This is a genomic window from Corynebacterium sp. ZY180755, from assembly GCF_054331495.1.
In genome coordinates this window covers 383461-402843 of record NZ_CM135811.1, presented here as the reverse complement: position 1 = coordinate 402843, position 19383 = coordinate 383461, and the positions used below count along the sequence as shown (strand labels likewise).

The window sequence follows — 19383 nt, the reverse complement described above, 5'->3', positions numbered from 1 at the left end:
TTAGCCCTCCTGCTTCTCAGCACGGTTGCGGCGCTGACCACCACGACGAGGTCGGGAGTTACGGTCACCGCGGCCACGGCGCTGCTCTGGTGCGTTGATCTCGCTCTCGCGACGGCCACCAACGACGTCACCCTTGTAGATCCACACCTTAACGCCAATGCGGCCGAAGGTGGTGTGAGCCTCGTAGGTGCCGTAGTCGATCTCGGCGCGGAGGGTGTGCAGTGGAACGCGACCCTCGTGGTAGCGCTCGGTGCGGGACATCTCGGCACCGCCGAGACGACCAGAACACTGAACCTTGATGCCCTTGACGTGTGGCTGACGCATTGCAGACTGAATAGCCTTGCGCATAGCACGACGGAAAGCAACGCGGTTTACCAGCTGCTCAGCAACAGACTGAGCAACGAGCTGTGCGTTCGCATCGATGTTCTTGACCTCGAGGATGTTCAGCGCAACCTGCTTGCCGGTGAGCTTCTCGAGCTCGCGGCGGATGCGATCAGCCTCGGATCCACGGCGACCAATCACGATGCCCGGACGAGCGGTGTGAATATCTACGCGGACGCGGTCACGGGTGCGCTCGATGACGATGTCAGCGAGGCCCGCGCGGTCGAGGGTCTTGGTGAGGAACTCGCGGACCTTGATGTCCTCTGCGAGGTACTCAGCGTAATTCTTGTCGGCGAACCAGTGGGACTTCCACTCAGAGGTGATGCCCAAACGGAGGCCGTGAGGATGGATCTTCTGTCCCATTACTTGGCACCTTCCTGGCTCTCGACTACCACGGTGATGTGGCTGGTGCGCTTACGGATCTGGAAAGCACGACCCTGAGCGCGTGGCTGGAAACGACGCATGGTTGGTCCCTCGTCGGCAAATGCCTCAGAGATTACCAGGGTACGTGGATCCAGACCGAAGTTGTTTTCTGCGTTTGCTGCTGCGGAAGCAACAACCTTTGCAACTGGCTCGGAAGCAGCCTGTGGAGCGTACTTCAAGATTGCCAGTGCTTCCTCAACGGACTTACCGCGAACCAGGTCGATTACGCGGCGTGCCTTCATTGGGGATACACGGACGAAGCGGGCAGTTGCCTTCGCGGAAGTGATTGCGTCACTCATCGCTTATCGACGTCCCTTCTTGTCCTGGATGTGACCCTTGAAGGTCTTGGTTGGAGCAAATTCACCGAGCTTGTGGCCAACCATGGAGTCGTCCACAAATACCGGCACATGCTTACGACCGTCGTGAACGGCGAAGGTGTGACCGATGAAGTCCGGCAAAATGGTGGAACGGCGGGACCAGGTCTTGATTACCTGCTTGGTGCCCTTCTCGTTCTGAGCATCAACCTTGTTGAGGAGGTGCTCATCTACGAATGGGCCCTTCTTAAGGCTACGTGGCATTGTGCGTTACCTCCTCTTAGCGCTTCTTGGAGTTCTTCGTCTTACGACGAGAAACGATCATGTTGTTGCTGTAACGGTTAGGGTTACGGGTACGGCCTTCCTTCTTGCCCCATGGGGACACTGGGTGACGACCACCGGAAGTCTTACCTTCACCACCACCGTGTGGGTGATCGACCGGGTTCATTACGACACCACGGACGGTTGGGCGAACGCCCTTCCAACGCATACGGCCAGCCTTGCCCCAACGGATGTTGATCTGGTCAGCGTTGCCGACCTCACCAACAGTTGCGCGGCAGCGGATGTCGACGCGACGGATTTCAGAGGATGGCATACGCAGAACTGCGTACTTGCCAGCCTTACCCAGCAGCTGTACAGAAGCACCAGCGGAACGAGCGAGCTTAGCGCCAGCGCCTGGCTTGAGCTCAACGTTGTGGATAACGGTACCTGCAGGGATGTTGCGCAGTGGCAGGTTGTTGCCAACCTTGATGTCTGCGTTTGGACCAGCTTCAACGATCTGGCCCTGCTTGATGCCCTTAGGAGCGATGATGTAACGCTTCTCGCCATCTACGTAGTGCAGAAGAGCAATGTTAGCGGTACGGTTTGGGTCGTACTCGATGTGAGCGACCTTAGCTGGAATGCCGTCCTTGTCAGTACGACGGAAGTCGATGACACGGTACTGGCGCTTGTGGCCACCGCCCTTGTGGCGAACGGTGATGTGGCCGTGAACGTTACGGCCGCCCTTCTTAGGGAGTGGGCGAAGCAGAGACTTCTCTGGAGTGGAGCGGGTTAGCTCCTCAAACATAGAAACAGAGCTCTGGCGGCGACCCGGGGTTGTCGGCTTGTACTTACGAATAGCCATAATTTGTCCTTACCTCAATCCTTAAGCAGCAGAGCCGCCGAAGAGATCGATAGCGTCGCTGCCCTCAGCGAGCGTCACGTAAGCGCGCTTGGTTGCCTTACGAGTACCGAAACCGGTGCGGGAACGCTTGCGCTTACCTGCACGGTTAAGAGTATTAACGGAGGCGACCTTCACGCCGAAGATCTGCTCGATTGCAATCTTGATTTCAGTCTTGTTAGCGGATGGAGCTACGAAGAACACATAGGTGCCTTCCTCCATCAAGCCGTAAGACTTCTCAGATACAACTGGGGCGAGAATGATGTCACGTGGATCAGCGATCTTAGCCATTACTTCTCCTCCTTGGATGCGCCGGTAGCGCGATCGATGAAGGTGTTAAGAGCCTCGACGGAGAACACAACGTCATCAGACTTGAGAACGTCGTAGGTGTTCAGCTGATCAGCGTGCAGGATGTGTACGCCAGGCAGGTTACGAGCACTCTTCTGTGCATTGATGTCCTCGCGACCAACAACGAACAGTACGTTGCGACGGTCGGTCAGGCGCTCGAAGAACGCACGTGCGGACTTAGTAGAAGGGGTCTGACCAGGAACCAGCTCAGAAACGACGTGAATGCGATCGTGGCGTGCACGATCAGACAGTGCGCCGTAGAGAGCAGCCTTGATCATCTTCTTAGGGGTGCGCTGGGAGTAGTCACGTGGCTTAGGGCCGTGTGAAATACCACCACCGGTGAAGTGAGGTGCACGGATGGAGCCCTGACGAGCTCGGCCGGTGCCCTTCTGACGGAATGGCTTGCGGCCACCGCCACTTACTTCAGCGCGAGTCTTTGCAGAGTGGGTACCCTGACGCTTTGCAGCGAGCTGTGCGTTAACAACCTGGTGCATGAGCGCGATGGAGACTTCGCGGTCGAAGATCTCCGCTGGCAGCTCAACAGCACCGTCGGTCTTGCCCTCTGCGGTGTGTACGTCCAACTTCAGATTGGTCATGCGTGTGCACCGCCCTTCACTGCGGTCTTAACGGTTACGATGCCACCACGTACGCCTGGGATAGCGCCCTTGATCAGGATGAGGTTTGCATCAGCGTCAATCTTCTGAACCTTGAGGTTCTGGGTGGTGACGCGGTCTTGACCCATGCGGCCAGCCATACGCTTGCCCTTAAAAATGCGGCCTGGGGTTGCACATGCACCAATGCCACCAACACGACGGTGAGCAGCCTGGTTACCGTGGGATGCACCCTGACCAGCAAAGCCGTGGCGCTTCATACCACCGGCGTAGCCCTTACCCTTGGAGGTACCGGTTACATCAACGAACTCAATGCCGTCGAAGATGGACGCGGTTACTTCCTGACCAACCTCGTAAGCAGAAACATCATCCATGCGGATCTCTGCTACGTGGCGACGTGGGGTAACGCCAGCTTTCTTGAAGTGACCTGCAGCAGGCTTGTTTACCTTGCGTGGGTCGATCTCGCCGTAGGCGATCTGGATGGCGGAGTAGCCATCGGTTTCTGCGGTGCGAATCTGGGTTACTACACATGGACCAGCTTCAACGACGGTAACCGGAACAACGCGGTTCTCCTCGTCGAAGATCTGAGTCATGCCGAGCTTGGTGCCCAGAATGCCCTTGATCTCGTTTTCACTCATTAGTTAGTTCTCCGATGTTAAAAATTCCGTCGATCACTGAATATTTACATCGACACTTGCCGGAAGATCGATACGCATGAGAGCGTCAACGGTCTTCGGCGTTGGGTCGAGGATGTCGATGAGGCGCTTGTGAGTGCGCATCTCGAAGTGCTCGCGAGAATCCTTGTACTTGTGTGGAGAACGAATAACGGCGTATACGTTCTTTTCGGTAGGCAATGGCACTGGACCAACAACACGAGCACCGGTACGAGTAACGGTCTCAACAATCTTCTTTGCAGAAGCGTCAATTGCCTCGTGATCGTAGGCCTTCAGCCGAATGCGGATCTTTTGTCCCGCCACGCTTATCCTCTTCCTCGCTAGTCCCACATCATTAAATGATTGGTGGGAATCGCTTATTTCAATTTCTCTATAACGTTGTCCGGACCATGTTCATAGGGCCTGGGCGCAACGCCAGTTCTTAACTTGACTTGTCATATTTACGACTTGCCGGCACTCAAGCGGGCAGACTGATAAACAACTGCCATTGATGCCTCAACCGGGGAGTACAAGTGAGAACCCCGCAGTCAAGCCGGAAGGGATCTAATACTCGTGATAAGCGTGATCCATTCACGTATACTGCCGCTGTTTATTTGCCATGCCCATTCGATGTGTCCGGCCTTCAAGGCGAACCGGCATAACAGCCTTGCCCTTGAAGATCCTTGACGCGTAGTGAAACCGAAGTTTCGCTACCACCTCGAAGGTGTCATGGTTGCCTTACCAACATCAGGTCCCGAACTGCGGACAAAAATTAAAGGGAACTCTCAATTTCTTGAGCTTTCCCGTTGAACTTTCAAGCAGTTCATTCCTGTCTTGTTAAAGCAACCCTTGTATTTAATCACGAATAACAAACGGTTGCAAGGACTTTTTAAAAAAAGATTTTCTTTCCCGTATCGCTCCACAACTAGAGCCACCCACGAAGAGACGCATATATACGCCGAGTGACATATTCCGGGGATAGAACCAACAACTCTTGAGCAAAAGCGGCAATTTTTGATCAGGCTATCGAAATTATTTTCATAGCGCACACCATATTTACCCCTGCATTATCGCTCAGGTCACAATTGATAAAGCATACTTTTACATGTGTTAACTAGGCTTTATGCACATTTTGCTAATAATTGCCTCTTTTTAAGCACCTCACCGGCGCTAGTAGATAACTCACTACCGATTCCATATTTACTAACAGGTTCCTATAAGGTGCATACCAATAAGTAGTGACCTACCCAACACTGCGATTGATTTTGTATCCACATCATACGGAGACGTCATGCCGAGGGGAGCTCGTGTTCGAAGCTCACATGGTGCCGGAACTGTATCCGATATGGAAGGAACCAAGGCCATGAGGAATACAACATGATCAAATACATCCTGAAGAAAGTCGCGAGCTGGACGCTCGTAGTCTTCTTGGCAACAAACATTGCTTACTTACTTGCATCCGTCTTCTTGGATCCACGCTCCAACTATGTTGCAAGGCGACCACCACTTACGCCAGAGCAGATCTCTCAGAATTTGGAACCAAAGAATCTAGATCCCAATACCCCTCTTCTCGAGCGTTGGTGGGAATGGCTGACGAGCATTCTGCTCCACTGGGACTGGGGCGTCTCCCCTGTTGGCGACTCCGTCAATGAGCAGGTTGCTTACCGTATCTGGGTATCTGCTCAGCTCCTTCTTCTGGCAACCATCCTTTCCGTGATCATCGGCGTTGCTATTGGCGTGTACACCGCTTCGAACCAGTACAAGCGAGGTGACCGTTTCTGGCAGGGCGCCTCCATCATCGCAATGAATACTCACGTCGTAGTTGCTTCTATTTTCGTCGTGGCCGGCGGATTGGCTATTAATGAGCTTGTAGGCAAGCGCGTCTTCTGGGTAACTGGCGCTTCCAACCCAGATGTTCAAGGATTCTTCCCAAAGATCGTAGATCTTCTCCAGCATCTAACGTTGCCAACCATATCTCTGGTCATCATTTCCTACGCGAGCTACCACATGATGCAGCGAACCCTGTTGCTGGATAACTTGAACGCGGACTATGTCCGAACGGCACGCGCTAAAGGTCTCACCCGCAAGGCCGCTATCCGCAAGCACGCACTGCGTACCTCCATCATCCCAGTCGCAACCTCTGTTGCCTTCTCTGTCCCAGGTATCTTCACCGGTGCGGTCATGACTGAGCAGATCTTCGCTTGGAACGGCATGGGCCAGTACTTCATCGATACCATCAACACCAACGACGTCCACGGTGCAGCAGCCGTTGCAGCATTCGGTGCTCTCACTACCGCAATTTCTGCAATTCTGGCTGACATTATTGTGGTTGCTCTCGATCCACGAGTCAGGGTGAACTAAACATGGCTGATAACAACATGAAACCTTCCAACCATGAGGGAGAAGTAGCGCCAGCCGCTACTCGCCGAACCAGCATGCAGCCTGATATCAACGCCGCAGCTGAGCCCCAATCGATGGGCATAGGTAACACCGCAGCAGCTGGCACACTAACCGACACGACCGATGCCGGTGCTGTTCAATCTATTTCGAAGAGCAAGTTGTATCTTCGCCGCTTCATGCGCAACAAACTGGCAGTAGTCGGCCTGATCATCTTCGTATTGCTGTCTGTCTTTGCTGTTGTTGGCCAGTTCATGACTCCGTGGACATACTCAGAACCTGACTTCTTAAGTCTTTCCCAACCACCATCCCCGGAGCACTACTTTGGTACCAACGGTGTGGGTAATGACTTGTTCGCTCAGGTCGCACATGGCCTCGGCCGTTCCTTAATTATTGGCGTAACGGTATCGCTACTCGTAACTTTCCTGTCCGCAATTATTGGTGCAGGTGCTGCACTCTACGGCGGATGGGTTGAGAAAGTAGTCCTGGTTCTGATTCACTTCCTGCTCGCCATTCCAACATTCTTGCTGATCGCACTGCTTGTGTCTGATGCTGGTGGCGATTGGAAGATGCTCATTGTTGTCTTGATCCTTTTTGGCTGGATGTATCCGGCACGTGTGATCTGGTCACTCGCACTGTCCATCCGCGAAAACGACTACGTTCGTGCAGCTGACTACATGGGCGTCTCCCGTCCTCGCACCATTGTCCGCCACCTAGTTCCTAATATCGGCTCCCTGCTGATTATTCAGTTCACGTTGGGCGTTGTTTCCGCAGTTATGTCCGAGACGGCCCTCTCGTTCTTGGGCTTAGGCGTAAAGATGCCGGACGTTTCCCTCGGCACCCTTTTGTCCGGCGGTGCGGCTACATTGCAGTCTGCTCCGTGGCTGTTCTACTTCCCAGCAATCACCCTTACCCTCGTCACCATTTCCGTTGCATTTATCGCAGATGGCTTGCGTGACGCACTCGACCCTAACTCCAACTCCGGAGGCAAGGCATAATGAACGTACAATCACCAATCCTGAGCGTTAAAGATCTCTCCGTAAACTTCCCGTCCGAAGCAGGCTCCGTCTCTGCAGTACGTGGAGTCAACTTCGATCTCTACCCTGGCCGCACCTTGGGCATTGTGGGCGAGTCCGGATCCGGTAAATCTGTCACGTCCATGGCCGTCATGGGCTTGCTTCCGGAATATGCCAAGATCTCGGGATCCGTTAAGTTCGATGGTGAAGAGCTTCTCACCAAGAACGACAAGGAAATGTCGAAGATCCGTGGCAAGGGCATTGGCATGATCTTCCAGGATCCTCTATCTGCGCTGACTCCGGTGTTCGATATTGGATCCCAGCTCACTGAGGCCCTGCAAGCACACCAGAATATTTCAAAGAGCGCTGCTTTGAAGGAAGCTGCAGAACTGCTCGATTTGGTGGGCATTCCAGAGCCACAGCTTCGCCTGAAGTCATTCCCCCATGAATTTTCGGGCGGAATGCGTCAGCGCGTAGTTATCGCAATCGCAATTGCAAACAAGCCACGCGTTCTCATTGCTGATGAGCCAACCACTGCATTGGACGTTACAATCCAGGCACAGATCCTGGACGTTCTCAAGGTTGCCCAAAAAGAAACTGGCGCCGCCACCATCATGATTACCCACGACATGGGTGTTGTCGCCGGCATCGCCGACGACGTAATGGTTATGTACGGTGGACGCCCAGTTGAGCATGCTGACGTAATTTCCACCTTCAACAACCCGAAGATGCCGTACACCATCGGTCTGTTGGGTTCCACTCCGCGCGTGGACATCTCTTCTGATGAGCCACTTACACCGATCGTTGGCTCCCCACCAGTCCTGATCAACGTTGAAAACAAGTGTCAGTTTGCTCCACGTTGCCCCATTGCTGTTGACGCCTGTTTGGCTAAGGAACCGGAGCTTACGGAGGTTGCCTCCGCATCTGACTCTGAAATCGGATCTCACCGCGCGGCATGCGTACGTGCTCACGAAATCGTAGATAAGAAGATTGACGGCCAGCGCCTGTTCCCTCTTCCACAGCTGTCTGAAGATGTCTTCGAAGGCGTTCCACGTGAAGATCGAAAAATAACCCTGGAGGTAGAGAACCTCAAGAAGGAATTCCCACTCATCAAGGGCGCTATTGTGAAGCGTCGTGTAGGCACTGTCCATGCAGTCAAGGGCGTTAGCTTCGACATTCGCGAGGGCGAGTGCATGGCAATCGTTGGCGAATCCGGTTCCGGCAAGACCACCACGCTGCTCGAAATCATGGAGCTCAACGCTCCCGAAGGCACAGTGGTGCGACTGAATGGCAAAGACACGTCCAAGTTCAACCGCAGTGAGCGCCGAAACGCGCGCAAGGATATCCAAATGGTGTTCCAGGATCCTATGAGTTCCCTGAACCCACGTCTTACTATTAAGGAGATCCTATCCGAGCCTCTCGACGCCCTCGGTTTCGAAGGTGACAAGGAAGCACGTGTCCGAGAACTGATGAAGCTCGTGGGGTTGGATTCCAGCCAAATTGATCGCTTCCCAGGTCACTTCTCTGGCGGCCAGCGCCAGCGCATTGGTTTGGCACGCGCCTTAGCTACCAATCCTTCCATCATCGTTCTGGATGAGCCTGTGTCAGCGCTGGACGTCTCAATTCAGGCCGGTGTCATCAACCTGCTTGAGGATCTGAAGCGCCGGCTAGGGATTTCTTATCTCTTCGTTGCTCACGATCTCTCAGTGGTACGTCACCTGTCGGACCGCGTGGCCGTGATGTACAAGGGTGACTTCGTAGAGCAGGGAGCTGTGGATGAGATATTCGATAATCCTCAGCATCCATACACCCGTGCTCTGCTTTCGGCTATCCCGATTCCAGATCCCGAGGTTGAACGAAACCGTACCCGAATCGTCCTAGAACCTGGCACTGATTTCAGTGCCTCGGAGCAAATATCTAGGAAATAGGACTTTAGTTTCGAATTACGAACCAAATCCCCTGTAGAGCTATAGGTAAATATTCTAAAATCGGTAGAAGGTCTGATGTCCCTGTGACAACGAGATAAAACCTTCTACCTCAGCTCTCAGGATCCAAGGTGCAAGGAGCTTGTCCCCGTGGAAGGTTGCTGCAGTTGCTTTACGCTGAGCGGTTGCTTTCCTAGGGTGCAAACTCCTCCACATATTGATCTGCTAACTGCTTAGTCCAGCCGTTTCTCTCAGAGAGAGCGTCCGGCTTGCGCTTAGTGAAATGTTGAAAAGACTTGCAGATTACCCGAAAAATATAACTTTCCCCTTACCGAGAAAGGTGACTCTCATGAAGATGAAGAAGTTGCGCAATGCATCTGTAGCATCGGTTGCTGTATTTGCTCTCGCACTGTCCGCTTGCTCATCCGACGATTCCAGCTCTTCCGCCCCAGAGGGCACCGCAGGTGGCGCTGAGATCAAGGCTGATGGTGACTACAATCAGCTCGAGCGCGATCAGATCAAGGACGGTGGCGAGCTTACGCTCGCAATTACTGAGATCTCTCTGCAGCAAAACCCATTCCATGCTGACGCAACCCTGTACACCAACAACGTTTGGGATTGGTACAACCCACAGATCGGCCTCTTCGAAGGTGACGGCACTTTCTACGCTAACCCTGCCTACATCTCCAACGTTTCCGACAAGATTGTGGATGGCAAGACTGTTGTTACCTACGACATCGTCGAGGAAGCTCAGTACAACGACGGCACCCCAATCGACTGGACCGTTTTCGAGCACACCTGGAAGTACAACAACGGCGAAATGGAAGGCGTAGTTCCTTCCTCCACCGACGGCTACGAGCAGATCGAGTCCGTTGAGCGCGGCGAGTCCGACAAGCAGGTTGTTATCACTTTCAAACAGGCATACCCATGGTGGGAGGGTCTGTTCAACTACCTCTTGCCACCACAGGTTGACTCCGCTGAAAAGTTCAATGAGGCATACGTAAACGAGGTTCACCCTGAGTGGGGTGCAGGACCTTACAAGATCGATAACATCGACTTCCAGGGCGGCACTGTCACCTTCGTAAAGAACGAAAACTGGTGGGGCGAAGAAGGTAAGCTTGACAAGTTCACTTACCGTCAGATGGAATCCCAGGCTTCCCTGAACGCGTTCAAAGCAGGCGAAATTGACGCCACCGGAGCGTCTTCCAACGAGCGCTACACCGTTGCCAAGGACATGGGCGACGCAGCTGAGATCCGCACCTCCCTGACCCCATCCAACTACTTGGTCACCCTGAACTCGGACGCTCCAGCACTGGAGGACATCGCTGTTCGCGAGGCTATCTTCACTGCCATCGACCGCTCCCAGCTTGCAGCTATCGCGTTCAACGGCCTGGACTACACCGAAGAACTGCCAGGATCCTTCACCTTGTTCCAGACCCAGGAAGGATACGAAGACAACTTTGGCTCCGTAGTTTCCTACGACCAAGAGAAGGCTAAGTCCCTCCTCGATGAGGCTGGCTGGACAGAGGGTGCAGAAGGCGTTCGCGAGAAGGACGGCGAGCAGCTTACCCTGCGCTACGTCATCACTGGTGACTCTGACACCACGAAGACCACCGCCGCAGCAATTCAGAAGATGCTGAGTGACGTCGGAGTCAAGGTTGAGATCGTTGAGCGCCCATCCTCTGACTTCTCTAAGGTCGTCACAGAGAAAGACTTCGATATCTTCCTCATGGGCTTCTCTTCCTCCGACCCATTCGGTGTCGCTTACTTTGGTCAGATCTACAACTCTGATTCCGAGCTGAACAAGTCCGGCACCGGTACCCCAGAGCTCGATGAGAAAATCCGCGAGCTCCAGGCAATCCCTGAAGCTGATGAGCAAATCGCTCGAGCTAACGAGCTGGAGAAGGAAGCATTCGCAACCTTCGGCATCATGCCTTACGCTAATGGCCCAGACATCGTTGCTGTGAAGCCTGGCCTCGCTAACTTCGGCGCATACTCCTTCGCTTCCGTTCCAGTTGAGAACATCGGCTGGGAAGCAGAGTAAACATCCCGAGCTAACGCTTGGTACATGCTAAGCGGGCGGTTCACTTCTGTGAACCGCCCGCTCTCGTTTATCTACATCAAAAATTGTTTTCCCACGACACCTTTGAGGAGCTCTGGATCAATGGGCTGCCCCATGCGGTAAACGGAAAGATCTCCGGTAGGTTCCAAGATGATGCCCTGCACATCAGCCATTCGCTGGATGCCCGCGCGCCGGATGGCCAACCTAATGTCTGAGCGCGAGAGGTGCGTCTTCTTCAGCTGGCTCTCTATCATCTGACCTTGGGCAAAAACGACCTGCGGCCTCGCATCAAAGGCCCGCCGTACAGCACCAAAACTTCTGACTGCGCCGAATATCGCCTCAAGAATCATGAGTGTTGCGAGACCAATGACACCGGCGGCAAGAGTTGGCGGATGGCCCAGGATTACGCGCCCCGCCACTGCTCCAAACATCACAACGACGACAGCGTCAAAAGCTGTCATCCGGCTCATCACACGCGATCCAAATATCTTAATCAGCAGCTAGGAATGCTACGTAAATTCCAACTGCGGACAACATGACTACCGGAATGCGCCACAGCTCAATCATGAGCGATTCAGTCATGTGCATTTTAAACTCGTCCATTGATGAGGCTCCTGGTTTCACACTTTCGCGTATAGGAATTTTTAACCAACATGCATGACACACTCAACTACGCCGAGTTTCACCTGACTGTCAGACTTGTCAGAAGCTAGCTCAAGTCGAAGCGGCTCGCCTTCCCTAACGTTTGGCCTGCGGCTTAGGCGGTAAGTGTCGATATCTGTAGCTCGCCTGCCCCTGACCACCACTGTGGCATGAGGGAATTGGAGATCCACCTCGGAGCCGTCAGCACACATCACGAGAGCTCGATCAGTTACAGGCGAATTCTTGCTGATGAGTTCGATGATGCCACACCGCTGCACGTTTCCGTTTACATCTCGGATTTTCAACGGACCGCCCACCGTGCTTTGTACAATTCCTGTGTGGCGCCAAGCTGCTAGCACTGCGCTTGGGCCCCGATCAACCACCACATGGTCTCGGCTGATTGTGTACTGCATTCCTTTAACCGTGCTGTTAGGTGCAACCCTCACGGTAAACGAAGCATCCTCGAGCATGTGTCTTGTCAGGCGCGGTGGATGCTGGGCAGCGATGTTAAGCGCAATGTTTTCTGCTTCTCCATCAGTGCTAGCCCACGATAATCCATGGTTTTCGAAAATCCCCACGATGGCCCCAAAGGTAAGGTCCGGCTGCCCTTCCCATGCGTTGCGTACTGCTTCTAAGACTTTGGGGATTCGGGTGGGATCATTCACCCTGACCATTCTAGCGACGTATTTAATTCAACTGATTCACACTACCTCTGCTCAACGGATATCAGTGCAGCTAACAGAGATAATGCTCAATTTTGAGCCTGCTTTTTAGCTGCAGCGGTCCCATCTCTTTAATGCTCAGTGAATAGAATTTATATCAGTCGACCGAAAGAGGAAGTATCCGCCCTGTCCGGCACACCGACAATGGGAATCCGCGGCCTGGCAATTTAACTCTCTAGCTCGGGCGAGCCATAACAAAGATCTCTTGGACGGAAAACCATTCACAGAAGGAGTTCATATGACCATCACAGGTATCGTCCTCATCGTAGTCTTAGCTCTCGGCAGCGCGATTTTGGCCACGCTGTGGCACACTGGCGGCCACACTAAGTCATCGCACCAGCAGTTAGAAGATGGCACCTACGTCCGCAACAACGATCCCAAGGAGAGGTTCTACCACTCCAACTTCAAGGATTTTCACTAGGCTGCTTAGCTATCCACAGATGACAAGCTGGCAAGGCTGTTTCACTGGCTACTTCTCCACAAAAATAACCTCTTTAGTGGACTCCTCAATCAGAACGAACACGTGCCAGTAGGGTGGGGTGTACAAAAAGCCACCAACTTAAGGAAGCTCCGCGTGCATACCACTACCCCACTAGCAACTCGTGAAGAAGCCAATTCGCTCCTTCAACTGATCGCCTCACCTGAAGCCTCATTGCGTGACGATCAGTGGTCAGCCATTAATGAACTAGTTAACAACCACCGTCGCATGCTGATGGTTCAGCGTACCGGATGGGGCAAGTCGGCCGTGTACTTTATCGCTGCCAAGCTGCTCCGTACCCGCGGTCTCGGACCATCCGTAATCATCTCCCCACTCCTAGCCCTGATGCGCAACCAAGTGGAAGCTGCTGCAAAAGCGGGGATTAGGGCTGCCACCATTAACTCCGCAAACATTACTGAGTGGAACGGAATCCAAGACGATATCAATGCAGGCTTAGTAGATGTTCTTCTGATCAGCCCGGAGCGTCTCAACAACCCTGACTTTCGCAACAACATCCTTCAAAACCTGTCGCTAGCTGTGGGCATGGTCGTAGTAGATGAGGCTCATTGCATTTCTGACTGGGGCCACGACTTCCGCCCAGACTACCGCCGTATTAAGACCCTTCTCGACAGTCTCCCACCCACCACACCTGTCCTCGCTACCACAGCCACCGCAAACGATCGTGTCGTTCATGACATCGCTACTCAGCTAGGCAAAGAAACGGGTGTCTTAAGGGGTGGGCTGGAACGTGACTCACTGAGCCTCAATGTTGTCCACTTGAACGACCCCTCTCAGCGTCCGGCTTGGATCGCGCAAGCCCTTTCACAAATCTCTGGAACGGGCATCATCTATTGCTTGACTGTTTCTGCAGCAGAGGAGCTCGCCCAAGCCCTACGCAGCATAGGTCACAACGTTGCTTCGTACACTGGCAAGACAGAAGCCGGAGAACGCGAGGCGTTGGAGCAAGCTTTAATCAATAACGAACTCAAAGCATTGGTGGCTACGAGTGCTTTAGGAATGGGCTTTGACAAACCAGATCTCTCCTTTGTCATCCACCTCGGTGCACCGAGTTCACCCGTTAGCTACTACCAGCAGGTAGGCCGCGCTGGACGCGCTACAGAACATGCGGAAGTCATCCTACTTCCTGGACCAGAGGATAAACAGATCTGGGACTATTTCGCATCCGTCTCCATGCCAAACGAGGAGACCGTTCACACCCTCATTAAGGCTTTGTCGAGCGAGCCATTGTCCACCGCCAAACTGGAAGCATACGTGGATCTATCGCGTAGCCGGATCGAGCAAGCTCTCAAAGTTTTGGATGTTGATGGTGCAGTACAGCGCGTTAAAGGGGGATGGATAGCAACCGGCAATTCTTGGGAGTATGACCAGGACCGCTACGCCGGTGTCGCCGAAGCCCGAAAACGAGAGCAAGACTCAATGATTGCTTACCAGCGAACAGAGGGCTGCCGAATGCTCTTTCTTAGAAATCTTCTTAATGATCCCACGGCAGACAATAATTCTGCTTGTGGGCGCTGCGACAACTGTCGCGGCGAAAGCTTCTCAACATCTATCACGCCGGCTACAGCACAATCTATGGCCCAGCAGCTGAGTAAGCCTGGGGTACCTATCCCCCACCGCAAAATGTGGCCCGCAGGTTCTATACGCAGAGGGAAGATCCGTGGAACACATCAAGGCAAAGCTCTTGGACGCCTCAACGACGTCACCCGCGGGCCGGCTCTTACCACGCTTCTCAGAGAAAATTCCTACGTACCCACCCCGCCTTGGCGGCAAGACCCGTGGCTTCCGGTAATTATTAAGGTTTTATCCTCATGGGAGTGGGAGACTAGACCGAACAGCATTGCCGTTATGGGAAGCAATAACCCAGAGCGCAGCGCAATGATGGAGGCCATCGGTGCTGCGATCGCCGAAATCGGCAAAATGTCTTTCGCCGGTACGGTCAAACCCCGCGGAGAGCACCCCACTGCACACAACTCTGTCCTGCGGGTAAACGCATTGAATTCATTCTTTGAAACTGGCTCCCTTACCATTGAGAGAGGATCAACTGTTTTGTTGCTGACGGACGTAGTCGACACCGGATGGAGTTCCACGATCGTAGCTGCCGACGTAGCAGAGTCTTACGGCGCAGAGGTCCTTACTTTAGCCCTAGCTACATCCAGTTAGGACCGAAGCATGACTAAAGGCCACTTCCATTAGGAAGTGGCCTTTATGCGTTAGATGCTAGCAGTGCGCTAGCAAATGATCATTACTTGATGATCTTGGTAACGCGACCAGCGCCAACGGTGCGGGAGCCCTCGCGGATAGCGAAGCGCAGGCCCTCGTCCATAGCAACTGGCTGGATCAGGGTGACGGACATGTCGACGTTGTCGCCAGGCATAACCATCTCGGTGCCCTCAGGAAGCTTCACAACACCGGTAACGTCGGTGGTGCGGAAGTAGAACTGTGGGCGGTAGTTGTCGAAGAATGGGGTGTGGCGGCCACCCTCGTCCTTGGACAGAACGTATACAGAGCCCTCGAACTCGGTGTGAGGGGTGTAAGCGCCTGGCTTGATAACAACCTGGCCACGCTCAACGTCCTCGCGCTTGATACCACGAAGCAGCAGACCACAGTTGTCGCCAGCCTCGGTGTAGTCGAGCAGCTTACGGAACATCTCGATACCGGTAACGGTGGTGGAGGTGGACTTGTCCTTGATGCCGATGATCTCGACGTCTTCGTTAACGCTCAGGGAACCGCGCTCAACACGACCGGTAACAACGGTGCCACGACCGGTGATGGTGAAGATGTCCTCGATAGGCATGAGGAATGGCTTCTCGGTCTCACGAACTGGATCTGGGATGGAGTCGTCACAAGCCTGCATGAGCTCCTTGATGGACTCAACCCACTTCTCGTCGCCCTCCAGAGCCTTCAGGCCGGAGATGTGAACGATTGGAGCTTCCTCATCGTAGTCCTGCTCAGCGAGCAGCTCACGGATCTCCATCTCAACGAGCTCGATGATTTCCTCATCGTCAACCATGTCGCACTTGTTCAGTGCAACGAGGATGTAAGGAACGCCAACCTGGCGAGCGAGCAGAACGTGCTCACGGGTCTGAGGCATTGGGCCGTCAGTTGCAGCAACAACGAGGATAGCGCCGTCCATCTGAGCTGCACCGGTGATCATGTTCTTGATGTAGTCAGCGTGGCCTGGAGCGTCAACGTGTGCGTAGTGGCGCTTAGGGGTGTTGTACTCAACGTGGGAGATGTTGATGGTAATACCACGTTCCTTCTCTTCCGGCGCCTTGTCAATAGCGTCGAAAGCGAAAGCCTCGTTCTCCTCTGGGTAGACGTCAGCCAGAACCTTGGTGATAGCCGCGGTGGTGGTGGTCTTACCGTGGTCAACGTGACCAATGGTACCGATGTTAACGTGCGGCTTCTTACGCTCGAACTTTGCCTTTGCCACTGTATGTCCTCCTGGACGTAAGTAGTAACTGCGAAATAGTTTTTCACAGTGTGGTTAGTGTGCTGCTCTTTCGACCACTAATTCGGTGATCTGGCAAGAACAACGATTACAAATGTGCCAGTTACATGATCCTAGTGTCCCCACGCGTTGTTTTTCAAACCGTTATGAGATCTTTTGGGATCAAACAGGGTAACGGCCTACTCAATATTCAAAAACAGCAATTCCTCATCAGAAGAGCGTTACTCGCTTGAGTCGGAAGTTTTATTTAGATTGCTGAATATTCAGTGGGCCGCTACCCCAGTTCCTTCATTTCTAACTAGCACGTTGTGCGCACTTGCGCAGGAAATGAAGGAACCGAGAAAGCAATTATTTATGCGGTGCCGTTACGCTCTGCAATGATTTCGGTTGCAACGGAGGTTGGAACCTCTGCGTAGGAATCGAAAACCATGGAGAAGTTTGCACGGCCTGCAGTGGAGGAACGCAGGTCACCAATGTAGCCGAACATCTCGGACAGTGGAACCTTAGCGCGAACTACCTTCGCACCGGAGCGGTCTTCCATTGCGTAAACCTGGCCACGGCGGGAGGAAATGTCACCGTTAACGGTACCCATGTACTCCTCAGGGGTAACAACCTCAACGGCCATAACTGGCTCGAGCAGAACTGGCTTTGCCTTTGCAACGCCTTCCTTCAGTGCCTGAGAACCAGCGAGCTTGAAGGCCATTTCGGAGGAGTCAACGTCGTGGTAAGCACCATCGAGCAGAGTAGCCTTGATGTTTACCAGTGGGAAGCCTGCGAGGTAGCCGTACTGCATTGCATCCTGGATACCAGCGTCAACGGATGGGATGTACTCCTTAGGAATACGACCACCGGTAACTGCATTCTCGAATGCGTAGGTTGCGGACTCGCCCTCTTCCAAGGTCTCTGGATCTGGGTTGTAAGGCTCGAATGCAACGATGACCTTTGCGAACTGGCCGGAACCACCGGTCTGCTTCTTGTGGGTGTACTCGACGCGATCCACAGCCTTGCGGATGGTCTCGCGGTAAGCAACCTGTGGGTTACCGATGTTTGCCTCAACCTTGAATTCGCGCTTCATGCGGTCAACAAGAACGTCGAGGTGGAGCTCGCCCATGCCGCCGATAACGGTCTGGCCGGTTTCCTCATCAAGCTCAACGGTGAAGGTTGGGTCCTCTTCAGCCAGCTTCTGGATAGCTACACCGAGCTTCTCCTGGTCAGCCTTGGTCTTTGGCTCGATGGAAACCTTGATAACTGGATCCGGGAAGTCCATGGACTCGAGAATGATCTGGTCATTCTTGTCGCAGAGGGTGTCACCGGTGGTGGTGTCCTTCAGACCGATGAACGCGTAGATGTTACCAGCGCGTGCTTCCTCAACAGGGTTTTCCTTGTTGGCGTGCATCTGGAACAGCTTACCAATGCGCTCGTTCTTGGACTTGGTGGAGTTAGCTACCTGTGCGCCTGGCTCAACGATACCGGAGTAGACACGTACGAAGGTCAGCTTGCCGAAGAATGGGTGAGCAGCGATCTTGAATGCAAGAGCGGAGAAAGGCTCATCAACGGAAGGCTTACGTACCAGGTCCTTGGAATCGTCGTTCACAGCGTGGCCGTGAACCTCGCCGATGTCCAATGGAGTTGGCAGGTAGTCAACAACTGCGTCCAGCAGAGGCTGGATACCCTTGTTGCGGTATGCAGAACCACACAGAACTGGGTTTGCCTCGGAGTTAACGGTCATCTTGCGGATAGCGCCCTTGATTTCCTCAAGAGTCAGCTCTTCGCCACCGAAGTACTTCTCCATGAGTTCTTCATCGGATTCAGCAACCTGCTCGATGAGCTTCTCACGCCATTCTTCAGCCTTCTCCTGAAGGTCGGCTGGGATCTCCTCGATGGTTGGCTCAGCACCGGTCTCAACCTTGCCGCGCCAGGTGATTGCCTTCATTTCAAGAAGGTCAACTACGCCGTCGAAGTCATCTTCTGCACCGATTGGCAGCTGCAGAACCAATGGCTTTGCACCCAAACGGTCAACGATGGTGCCAACGGTGTAGTAGAAGTCTGCACCCATCTTGTCCATCTTGTTCACGAAGCAGATGCGAGGAACATCGTACTTCGCAGCCTGACGCCAAACCTGCTCAGACTGTGGCTCAACGCCTTCCTTGCCGTCGAAGACAGCAACTGCGCCGTCGAGAACACGGAGGGAACGCTCAACCTCAACAGTGAAGTCAACGTGACCAGGGGTGTCAATGATGTTGATCTGGTTACCGTTCCAGAAACAGGTCACAGCAGCGGAGGTAATGGTAATACCGCGCTCCTTCTCCTGCTCCATCCAGTCGGTGGTGGATGCGCCGTCGTGAGTCTCGCCCACCTTACGGTTGATACCTGTGTAGAACAGAATACGTTCGGTACAGGTAGTCTTACCAGCATCGATGTGGGCCATGATGCCGATGTTGCGGACCTTGTTCAGATCCTTAAGCACTTCTTGTGGTGCCACGTTATACCCTAACTTTTGTAGCGGGCGATCAATGTGAGCTGTTCTTTTTTAGTGAACTCGCCCGAATGAACGCCGTTACTGAATAGTTTTCTTTATCAATAGTGCCAAAACTTTGAGGATTCCGTTTGGTGAAACCCTAAATCCCAAGGTCAAGGCCTAAATGATTGCGTTGCGGTAGCCACGTTTTCTTGCACGGAGTGCCCTTTAAAGTACGTGACCTTCGCGGCTGGCCTAGGCAGAAAAATAACCCAACCTTGTAAAAGGAATGGCTACGCCACAGGTAGGTGCCTGCAGGAGT

At 53.5% G+C, this 19383-nt stretch carries 17 protein-coding genes and 1 pseudogene; 6 read left to right on the top strand and 12 right to left on the bottom strand.

What is annotated here, in order from left to right; genetic code table 11:
- The 8 genes from rpsC to rpsJ are packed head-to-tail and all read right to left on the bottom strand — an operon-like array spanning position 1 to position 4213.
- Positions 1-744: a 30S ribosomal protein S3 gene (rpsC, locus tag ACXM2N_RS01870; protein ID WP_458489464.1), complete on the bottom strand. Its 744-nt coding sequence runs from the start codon at positions 742-744 to the stop codon at positions 1-3.
- Positions 744-1103, bottom strand: a complete 360-nt coding sequence (gene rplV / locus ACXM2N_RS01865) for a 50S ribosomal protein L22 (RefSeq protein ID WP_458489462.1) — start codon at positions 1101-1103, stop codon at positions 744-746. Before rplV ends, rpsC begins: the two co-directional genes overlap by 1 nt.
- 3 nt (positions 1104-1106) lie before the next feature.
- Complete coding sequence (gene rpsS / locus ACXM2N_RS01860; RefSeq protein WP_025251893.1) at positions 1107-1382, bottom strand: 30S ribosomal protein S19; 276 nt, start codon at positions 1380-1382, stop codon at positions 1107-1109.
- A 16-nt stretch (positions 1383-1398) separates the two neighbouring features.
- Positions 1399-2241 carry a 50S ribosomal protein L2 gene (gene rplB, locus ACXM2N_RS01855; protein ID WP_458489460.1) on the bottom strand — a complete coding sequence of 281 codons (843 nt, stop codon included), beginning with the start codon at positions 2239-2241 and terminating at the stop codon, positions 1399-1401.
- 21 nt (positions 2242-2262) lie between these two features.
- Positions 2263-2568 carry a 50S ribosomal protein L23 gene (rplW, locus tag ACXM2N_RS01850; RefSeq protein ID WP_458489458.1) on the bottom strand — a complete coding sequence of 102 codons (306 nt, stop codon included), beginning with the start codon at positions 2566-2568 and terminating at the stop codon, positions 2263-2265.
- Complete coding sequence (gene rplD, locus ACXM2N_RS01845) at positions 2568-3221, bottom strand: 50S ribosomal protein L4 (protein WP_458489456.1); 654 nt, start codon at positions 3219-3221, stop codon at positions 2568-2570. Before rplD ends, rplW begins: the two co-directional genes overlap by 1 nt.
- Entirely contained in the window at positions 3218-3874 is a 657-nt protein-coding gene (gene rplC, locus ACXM2N_RS01840; RefSeq protein WP_458489454.1) for a 50S ribosomal protein L3, read from the bottom strand. Before rplC ends, rplD begins: the two co-directional genes overlap by 4 nt.
- A gap of 33 nt (positions 3875-3907) precedes the next feature.
- Positions 3908-4213: a 30S ribosomal protein S10 gene (gene rpsJ, locus ACXM2N_RS01835; protein ID WP_003848085.1), complete on the bottom strand. Its 306-nt coding sequence runs from the start codon at positions 4211-4213 to the stop codon at positions 3908-3910.
- A gap of 1053 nt (positions 4214-5266) precedes the next feature.
- On the opposite strand from rpsJ, the gene ACXM2N_RS01830 reads away from it, so the two are divergent.
- The 4 genes from ACXM2N_RS01830 to ACXM2N_RS01815 all read left to right on the top strand — a co-directional run bounded on the left by ACXM2N_RS01830 (position 5267) and on the right by ACXM2N_RS01815 (position 11271).
- Positions 5267-6250 (top strand): ABC transporter permease, encoded by a 984-nt coding sequence (locus tag ACXM2N_RS01830; protein WP_458489452.1) that lies wholly within the window; start codon positions 5267-5269, stop codon positions 6248-6250.
- A gap of 2 nt (positions 6251-6252) precedes the next feature.
- The gene (locus ACXM2N_RS01825) at positions 6253-7284 is read left to right on the top strand and encodes an ABC transporter permease (protein WP_458489450.1); all 1032 of its coding nucleotides are present in this window, start codon (positions 6253-6255) and stop codon (positions 7282-7284) included.
- Positions 7284-9230, top strand: a complete 1947-nt coding sequence (locus ACXM2N_RS01820) for an ABC transporter ATP-binding protein (protein ID WP_458489448.1) — start codon at positions 7284-7286, stop codon at positions 9228-9230. The genes ACXM2N_RS01825 and ACXM2N_RS01820 overlap by 1 nt, the downstream gene beginning before the upstream one ends.
- Before the next feature lie 346 nt (positions 9231-9576).
- Positions 9577-11271, top strand: a complete 1695-nt coding sequence (locus ACXM2N_RS01815) for an ABC transporter family substrate-binding protein (protein WP_458489446.1) — start codon at positions 9577-9579, stop codon at positions 11269-11271.
- 71 nt (positions 11272-11342) lie between these two features.
- On the opposite strand, the pseudogene ACXM2N_RS01810 reads toward ACXM2N_RS01815, so the two are convergent.
- Both ACXM2N_RS01810 and ACXM2N_RS01805 read right to left on the bottom strand, forming a co-directional pair.
- A pseudogene (locus ACXM2N_RS01810) lies at positions 11343-11892 on the bottom strand (DUF421 domain-containing protein).
- A 41-nt stretch (positions 11893-11933) separates the two neighbouring features.
- A complete protein-coding gene (locus ACXM2N_RS01805; protein ID WP_458489444.1) occupies positions 11934-12596 on the bottom strand; it encodes a hypothetical protein in 663 nt (220 codons plus the stop codon).
- 295 nt (positions 12597-12891) lie between these two features.
- On the opposite strand from ACXM2N_RS01805, the gene ACXM2N_RS01800 reads away from it, so the two are divergent.
- Positions 12892-13074: a hypothetical protein gene (locus ACXM2N_RS01800; protein ID WP_458489442.1), complete on the top strand. Its 183-nt coding sequence runs from the start codon at positions 12892-12894 to the stop codon at positions 13072-13074.
- A 153-nt stretch (positions 13075-13227) separates the two neighbouring features.
- Positions 13228-15312 (top strand): RecQ family ATP-dependent DNA helicase, encoded by a 2085-nt coding sequence (locus tag ACXM2N_RS01795; RefSeq protein ID WP_458489440.1) that lies wholly within the window; start codon positions 13228-13230, stop codon positions 15310-15312.
- A gap of 82 nt (positions 15313-15394) precedes the next feature.
- On the opposite strand, the gene tuf is transcribed toward ACXM2N_RS01795, so the two are convergent.
- Together tuf and fusA are read right to left on the bottom strand one after the other, a co-directional pair.
- The gene (gene tuf / locus ACXM2N_RS01790) at positions 15395-16585 is read right to left on the bottom strand and encodes an elongation factor Tu (protein WP_458489438.1); all 1191 of its coding nucleotides are present in this window, start codon (positions 16583-16585) and stop codon (positions 15395-15397) included.
- Between the two features lie 370 nt (positions 16586-16955).
- On the bottom strand, positions 16956-19085 hold the full coding sequence (fusA, locus tag ACXM2N_RS01785) for an elongation factor G (protein WP_458489436.1): 2130 nt from the start codon (positions 19083-19085) through the stop codon (positions 16956-16958).
- Positions 19086-19383: the final 298 nt, after the last annotated feature.

What these genes read in the sequence shown, in the direction of transcription:
- rplW (WP_458489458.1), bottom strand. Translation starts at nt 2,568, where the DNA reads ATGGCTAAGATCGCTGATCCACGTGACATCATTCTCGCCCCAGTTGTA.
- rpsS (WP_025251893.1), bottom strand. Translation starts at nt 1,382, where the DNA reads ATGCCACGTAGCCTTAAGAAGGGCCCATTCGTAGATGAGCACCTCCTC.
- rplC (WP_458489454.1), bottom strand. Translation starts at nt 3,874, where the DNA reads ATGAGTGAAAACGAGATCAAGGGCATTCTGGGCACCAAGCTCGGCATG.
- ACXM2N_RS01800 (WP_458489442.1), top strand. Translation starts at nt 12,892, where the DNA reads ATGACCATCACAGGTATCGTCCTCATCGTAGTCTTAGCTCTCGGCAGC.
- rplV (WP_458489462.1), bottom strand. Translation starts at nt 1,103, where the DNA reads ATGAGTGACGCAATCACTTCCGCGAAGGCAACTGCCCGCTTCGTCCGT.
- rplB (WP_458489460.1), bottom strand. Translation starts at nt 2,241, where the DNA reads ATGGCTATTCGTAAGTACAAGCCGACAACCCCGGGTCGCCGCCAGAGC.
- ACXM2N_RS01825 (WP_458489450.1), top strand. Translation starts at nt 6,253, where the DNA reads ATGGCTGATAACAACATGAAACCTTCCAACCATGAGGGAGAAGTAGCG.
- rplD (WP_458489456.1), bottom strand. Translation starts at nt 3,221, where the DNA reads ATGACCAATCTGAAGTTGGACGTACACACCGCAGAGGGCAAGACCGAC.
- rpsC (WP_458489464.1), bottom strand. Translation starts at nt 744, where the DNA reads ATGGGACAGAAGATCCATCCTCACGGCCTCCGTTTGGGCATCACCTCT.
- ACXM2N_RS01815 (WP_458489446.1), top strand. Translation starts at nt 9,577, where the DNA reads ATGAAGATGAAGAAGTTGCGCAATGCATCTGTAGCATCGGTTGCTGTA.
- ACXM2N_RS01830 (WP_458489452.1), top strand. Translation starts at nt 5,267, where the DNA reads ATGATCAAATACATCCTGAAGAAAGTCGCGAGCTGGACGCTCGTAGTC.
- ACXM2N_RS01820 (WP_458489448.1), top strand. Translation starts at nt 7,284, where the DNA reads ATGAACGTACAATCACCAATCCTGAGCGTTAAAGATCTCTCCGTAAAC.